Source organism: Mycobacterium sp. E2327 (assembly GCF_001672675.1).
Taxonomy (GTDB): domain Bacteria; phylum Actinomycetota; class Actinomycetes; order Mycobacteriales; family Mycobacteriaceae; genus Mycobacterium.
Genome location: NZ_LZKE01000132.1, coordinates 1 through 4,295 on the forward strand (window position 1 = coordinate 1; position 4,295 = coordinate 4,295).

General features: G+C 69.8%; 5 protein-coding genes. All 5 read right to left on the reverse strand.

Annotation, left to right across the window (positions count from 1 at the left end):
- The coding region (locus A5712_RS15860) for a zinc-binding dehydrogenase (protein WP_068106918.1) at window positions 1-901 on the reverse strand (901 nt) is incomplete at its 3' end.
- Window position 902: 1 nt separating this feature from the next.
- Window positions 903-2,114 carry a cytochrome P450 gene (locus A5712_RS15865; protein WP_068106920.1) on the reverse strand — a complete coding sequence of 404 codons (1,212 nt, stop codon included), beginning with the start codon at window positions 2,112-2,114 and terminating at the stop codon, window positions 903-905.
- On the reverse strand, window positions 2,111-2,815 hold the full coding sequence (locus A5712_RS15870; RefSeq protein ID WP_068106922.1) for an NIPSNAP family protein: 705 nt from the start codon (window positions 2,813-2,815) through the stop codon (window positions 2,111-2,113). The genes A5712_RS15865 and A5712_RS15870 overlap by 4 nt, the downstream gene beginning before the upstream one ends.
- A 3-nt stretch (window positions 2,816-2,818) precedes the next feature.
- The gene (locus tag A5712_RS15875) at window positions 2,819-3,376 is read right to left on the reverse strand and encodes a hypothetical protein (RefSeq protein ID WP_068106925.1); all 558 of its coding nucleotides are present in this window, start codon (window positions 3,374-3,376) and stop codon (window positions 2,819-2,821) included.
- A gap of 90 nt (window positions 3,377-3,466) precedes the next feature.
- Window positions 3,467-4,295 (reverse strand): CoA transferase (locus A5712_RS15880; RefSeq protein ID WP_068106926.1); only part of this gene is annotated, 829 nt, incomplete at its 5' end.

The window sequence follows — 4,295 nt, forward strand, 5'->3', positions numbered from 1 at the left end:
CGTCTTCGACGCCGAAGGTGTGGGTGAGGTAGGTGCCGAGCAGCTCGGGATGCTCGTCGGCGAACTTGGCGGCGACGTCCAAGACCCGCCGCCGGTCCAGGGTCACACCGGATTTCAACGTCAGGTTGTTGCGCAGCATCAGGCGCATGCTGATCGGGTAGGCCTCGTCGTCGGCCACGCCGAAATAGAATACGGTGCCGCCGGGGGCGGTGGCTTCGATCGCGTGCCCCAGGGTGGCCACTTGGTGCCCGACGGCTTCGATGACGACGTCGGCGCGGTCGGCGGGGGCCAGCTGGCTCACCCAGCGGTCGCTGGTGGCGCGCACCGGGTCGTCGACGCCGAATGCCGTTGCGTGGCCGGTGCGATCGACAGGGTCGACCCCGGTGACCCGGCGGGCGCCCGCGGCCTTGGCGACGTAGGAGAACAGCAGGCCGATCGAGCCCTGGCCGATGATCGCGACGTGCCGGCCGGCCAGGTCGGGCAGCTGCTCGCACGCGTACAGGACGCAGGCCAGCGGTTGCAAGCCGATCGCCTCCGCCGGACTCAGCGCGGGATCGTACGGCGCAAGCATGTTGCCGTCGCTGATCACGCGTTCCATCAGGCCGTCGAACCCGGATGCCCAGCCCACCACCCGATCGCCCGGGCGGTGATCCGGGTGGCGGCTGGCGATCACCTCGCCGGCCACCTCGTGGATCGGGAACCCGTCCTTTTCGGCGGCGCTGCGCCCGTCGTCACCCGGAAGCCGGCCCCTGTTGCCGCGGAAGGCCGGCAGGTCGCTGCCGCAGACGCCGGCGGCCGAAAACCGCAGCAGCACTTGGCCGTCGGCCAGCTGTTCGGGCATCTTGTCGGGAATCGTCGTCCGCTCGAACTGGTAGGGAGCGATGATCCGGTAGGACCACACGTCAGACCTCCACCGGAATCTTGTTCCATCCCCACTGGAAGCTGGACGGCAGCCGGGTGGCGGCGTCGCCCCGGATCGCGAAGTCGGGCACGCGGCGTAGCCATTCGGTCAACAGCACATCGATTTCCAGCCGGGCCAGGTGGTAGCCAATGCAGAAGTGCTGGCCGCGGCCGAACGCCAGCGAGCGGCGGACGGGCCGGTTCCAGAGGAATTCGTCGGGGTTCTCGTACTCGCGCTCGTCGCGGCTGGCCGACGCGAGCAGCGTGATGATGCGCTGGCCGGGCTCGATCCTCTGGCCGTGAATTGTGTACGGTTTGCGCGCCGTTCGGGCGAACCACTGCGCCGGCGCACAGTAACGGATCATCTCCTCGCGGGCGATCGGCACGTTGGTGGCGGGGTCGGCGCAGACCGCGGCCATCTGGTCGGGCCGCCGGCTGAGCTCCCACAGCCCGTGGGCGACGATCTTGGGCACCGTCTCGGTCCCACCGATGAAGATGCACAGCATCTGGGTGGCGACCTCGACGTCGGACAGGGCGCTGCCGTCGGGCAATCGGTAGCCCAGCAGGCCGTCGACCACCGGCAGCGCATCGCCGGAGGAGTCGGCGCGGCGGCCCCCGACCACCGGTGTGAGGTATTGGAGGTAGTTGGGCCGGGCTTGCGCGGTGTCGACGCCCTCGCCGGGTTCGGCCAAACTGCCGGCGTTGACCGCGGCCAGCACTTGGGGTGCGAGATCGTCTGGCAGGCCTAGCAATCCGCATACCATCGACGCCGCGACGATGCCGCCGTACTCCTGGGTCAGGTCGAAGGAGCCCCGCGGCAGCAGCTCGTCGAGGCGCTCGTTGGCCAGCGTGCGGATCCGGGCCTCCAGCCCGGCGACCGACCTCGGGCGCAACGGCGCCGAGTGCGCGCGCCGGATCTCGGCGTACAGGTCGGTGTCGAAGACGGCGTGAAACGGCAGCGGATGCAGCGGCGGATCGTCGAGTGGACCGTCGTTGTGCTGAGCGAGCACCGACGCCGGGGGCAACGTGCCTTCCGTCGCGACGAACGTACCGTCGTTGACCTCGAGCACCTGCCAGATGTCCTCGAAGCGGGAGAGCGCGTAGGTGTCCCACTGCAGCATGTAGTAGACCGGGTGCTCGTCGCGCAGAATCCGGTAGTACGGCAACGGGTTTGCCATTACTTCCGCGTCGAACGGGTCGTACGAAAAGCTCACTGCAGTGGCGACGGGGGTAGGGCCGACAGGATCGAGTCCTCCCAGCCGTCGCGCAGGGCCGGAGCCACGCTCATCCAGGTGACGAGCTCGGCGGGTGGGTTCTCCTTGAACGACGGGTAGTGGTTGGCGAAGCACTCCCAGCCGCCGTCCAGCGCCCAGTAGTGGATGACCTCGTTGTAGCGGAAGGTCGTGGTGAACGAACCCAGCCACCGCTTGCCGGTGCGCTCCGACCATGGGACGTAGAGCCGCTCCAGCTCACGGATGTAATCGTCCTGACGGCCCGGCTTGGTCTGCATGATCTCCTGAATCACCAGCGGCGCAGCGAAATTCGCCTCGCGCAGCTGGGCCAGCGTTTTGTTGCTCGGCCCCGGGTACATGATGCGCCCCTCGCCGGAGGCGCCCACGCCGGCCAGGAACTCCGACCACTTGCCGGCCGCCACCTCGTGGCTGCCCCCGCGCGCCTGGGCGGCGCCGATCCGGGCGTAGTCGGCGAATCCGTCGATCTCCCAGATGATCGTGACCTGCGGCCAGTGGCCGTTGTACGGGGTGGTCTCCCAGATCGCGAACAGCCGGGCGCCCAGCTCGTCCATCATCGGGTGGTAGGTGCCGCTGAAGGTTTCGGTGAAGGCGTCGCTTCGCGCTGACCCGAGTGAGATGGTCTCGTGCAGGTAGAGCAGGGTGTGGCCGTAGTACTTCTTCATGGGCTAGGAGAGCCGCGAGAGGGCGGCCATGTCGCACAGCAGCGGCTCGGTGGGATCGACTGAATCGCAAGCCAATCCGGCCGCCGCAAGGGCATAGCCCTTGAATCGGCGGGCCGCCGCGCTGAGCACGTGCTGCGTCCGGGTCATCGCGCGGTCGACGCCCAGGGGCCAGCCGTCACCCCACAGCGCGACCTCGGTCCGCCAGTCGCCCAGCGACCCGAGCACCTTTTCCCGCACCCGCGGGTCGGCGGCGAACGCCTCGGCGCTGACCGCCAGGCTCTGGCTGCTCGAGGCGGCCAGGTCCGGGCGCGCCTCTCCGTCGAATGCCTGCACGCCGAGGATCCGCAGCGAGCGGGCATCGCCGCCGTTGGGCAGCAGCGCGGTCACCTCCCAACCGGCCATCACCCGGTCGTAGAGCCACCCCCCGGCCGATTGCACGACGTCCGCGGCGCTGGCCGCGACGACGTCCAGCCGATACCGCAGGGGTTCGCCGTCGGCGCGGATCGTTCGTGCGGCGCCGACCCGGCGGTGGTGGCTGATGTCGAACGTTGGAGTGACCATCGTTGGCGTTTCCTGCGGCGCTCGTGGTGGGCTGTTGTCACCGGACAGCGTGACACTTCGAGCGAAATTTGTAAAGGCGCCCGGCCGGTTTCAGGACTCCCGTCGCGCCTTGAGCTCGGCAAGCACCTCGTCGGTGTGCTGACCAAGTTCCGGCGCCACGGAGCGCGGCGCCCACGGCGTGCCGTGGAAGTCCGCCGGCGTGGCCACCATGGTGACGGCGGCTCCTGGTTGGGCGCCGTCCGGCACGTCGACCAAGCCGCCCGCGGCGTGAAACTGCTCGTCGGCGACCACGTCCTCGAGCGCGTTGACGGGCGACCAGAAGAAGTCGGGTTCGCCCGCGAAGACCTCCGCCCACTCATCGAGCGACTTGGTCGCGAAGATCCGGTCCAGCTCGGCGACGAGCAACGCGGCGTTGGCGGCGCGGGCCCGGGCGTCGGCGAACCGGGGATCGCCCAGCCACTCTGGGCGGCCGACGGCGCGACACAGCGGCGGCCAGTGCCGGTCGACGTCGAGCCCGACAATCCAGAACCGCCGGCCGTCGCCCGCCGCGTAGTTGTTCATGGCCGGGTTGCCCATCTGCTCGCGTTGTCCAACGGCGATCGGTTGGCCGGTCAGCAGGTAGGTGTTCAGGTCGAAGCTGACGGTGTAGGCGCCCTGGCGGTACAGCGAGGTGGTCACGAGTTGGCCCGCGCCGGTGCGATCGCGGGCGACCAGCGCCGCGCACACGGCGGCGGCCAGGGTCATGCCGGCCGAGTGATCGCCCATGCCGCCCCGCTGGAAGGGCGGGGTGTCGCCGGGCCGGGTGAGCAGGTGGGCCAGGCCGGCGCGGGCCCAGAACGCCGCGATGTCGTAGGCGGCGCGGTCGGCATCCGGCCCGGTCTCGCCGTACCCGGTGATCAGGCCGTAGACCAGGCGGGGG